Source organism: Kitasatospora sp. NPDC091257 (genome assembly GCF_044757675.1).
GTDB lineage: Bacteria > Actinomycetota > Actinomycetes > Streptomycetales > Streptomycetaceae > Kitasatospora > Kitasatospora lactacystinica.
The window spans coordinates 1-1,829 of sequence record NZ_JBIVVI010001520.1; the positions used below are offsets into that span (position 1 = coordinate 1).

Annotated in this window: 2 protein-coding genes; one reads left to right on the top strand and one right to left on the bottom strand. The window is 76.7% G+C overall.

Annotation, left to right across the window (positions count from 1 at the left end; translation table 11 throughout):
* Nucleotides 1-8 precede the first annotated feature (8 nt).
* Nucleotides 9-824, top strand: coding sequence for an NAD-dependent protein deacetylase (locus tag ACIQOV_RS39900; RefSeq protein WP_401055842.1), 816 nt, complete (start codon nt 9-11; stop codon nt 822-824).
* Between the two features lie 119 nt (nt 825-943).
* Here ACIQOV_RS39900 and ACIQOV_RS39905 read toward each other — a convergent pair whose 3' ends face one another.
* On the bottom strand, nt 944-1,600 hold the full coding sequence (locus tag ACIQOV_RS39905) for a hypothetical protein (protein WP_401055840.1): 657 nt from the start codon (nt 1,598-1,600) through the stop codon (nt 944-946).
* Between the last annotated feature and the right edge of the window lie 229 nt (nt 1,601-1,829).

The following is a 1,829-nucleotide window of genomic DNA, read 5'->3' on the forward strand; positions in this document are numbered from 1 at the left end:
GGGAGGGGCTGGAAGCCCTGGTAGGGCTGCTGGAGCGGCGTGGCACGGTGCTGCTCAGCGGGGCGGGCCTGTCCACCGAGTCCGGGATCCCCGACTACCGCGGCGCCACCGGCCGCCGCCGCAGCGGCACCCCGATGACGTACCAGGAATTCACCGGCAGCGCCGACGCCCGGCGCCGCTACTGGGCCCGCAGCCACAGCGGCTGGCCCGCGATCGCCGGTGCCCGGCCCAACGCCGGACACCACGCGGTGGAACGGCTGCGCCGGGCCGGGCACGTCGCGGCGGTCATCACCCAGAACGTGGACGGTCTCCACCACGCGGCCGGCACCCGGGAGGCCGTCGAGCTGCACGGCGGACTCCGCCGGGTGGTCTGTCTCGACTGTCGCCGCACCAGCACCCGGGCCGAGCTGGACCGGCGGCTGGAGGAGCTCAACCACGGCTTCCGGCCGACCGGGGCGGAGCTGCGGCCCGACGGCGACGCGCAGCTGCCGCAGCCCGTGGTGGACGGCTTCCGGGTCGCCGCCTGCACGGACTGCGGCGGAGTGCTCAAGCCCGACGTGGTCTTCTTCGGCGAGAACGTCCCGCTGCCCCGGGTCGAGCACTGCTTCGAACTGGTCGACGCGGCCCGTTCGCTGGTGGTCCTCGGCTCCTCGCTGGCGGTCCTGTCCGGGCTGCGCTTCGTGCGCCGCGCCGCCCGGTCGCGGCTGCCGGTCGCGATCGTCAACCAGGGGCCGACGCGCGGCGACGAACTCGCCGCGCTCCGGCTCGACCTGCCGCTGGGGCCGGCCATGACGGAGGTCGCCCGGCTGCTCGACGCGGCCTGACGGGCCTGTTCGGGCAGTGGGCGGCCCGATCGGTGCCCTGAGCGGCCTGTTCGCGGCCTTGGCGGGCCCGGCCCGGCGCGCTGAGCCGGGCCGGGCCGGGCCCACCAGGGCAGGCGCGCTCAGCCGGCCGGCAGAGCGGGCCGGCCCGGCACCCACAGCGGCACCCGGCCGCCGCGCGGCATGGAACGCGCCGCGTCCTGCTCCAGCCACCCGCCGACCCGTTCCGGATCGCCCTCGCACAGCTCCACCAGCGCGGCCGCGGCGATCCGGGTGCAGCACAGCACCAGCGCCAGGGTGTCCTGGCGGCGGTGCCGCTCCCGGACGTACGCCTCGCCGCGCTCCTCGATCCGGCGGGCGTGGCACGGCCCGTCCTCGGCGGTCAGCGCCTGCACGCCGTGCCACACCAGGGTCAGCGCACAGGGCTCGGCCGGGTGCGAGGCGCCCTCGCGCTGCGCCTGTTCACGAGCCTCCGCCGAGCGCTGCCCCAGCCATTCCAGCGCCGCCGGCCCGTCCTCCCGGCAGGAGCGCAGCACCAGCTCCGCGGCCCGGGCCACCAGGGCCCGCAGGAGTGCCGGCGCGGGCACCCGCAGTCCGGACGCGGGTCCGTCGCCGAACGCCAGCCAGGCATCGGCGAACGAGGCCGCCCGCAGTCCGCCCATCCAGGCCGGTTCCCCGGCCTCCGTACTCAGCCAGTCCTGTGCCCCCAGCCGCACCAGCCCCACGGCCGTCAGGCGCGCCGCGTCCCCGTCCAGCTCCCGCAGCCATCCACTCCGCACCAGTACACACCCCCGTCAGCGGTTCATCCCCGTGAGGCCTCATCCCACCACACCAGGACGGGAACGAACTAGACAGGGGCACGTCACAATCTGGAAGCGAGCCCTCCGGGTGGTCCTCCGGTGGAGGCAGCTGGGAGCCGTCCGCGCCCTCCAGCAGCGTCGCGTCCCGCGGCCGCAGCGCGGGCGTGCCCTCCTCGACCGGCGCCGGGTGCGGCAGGAACGGCGTCCC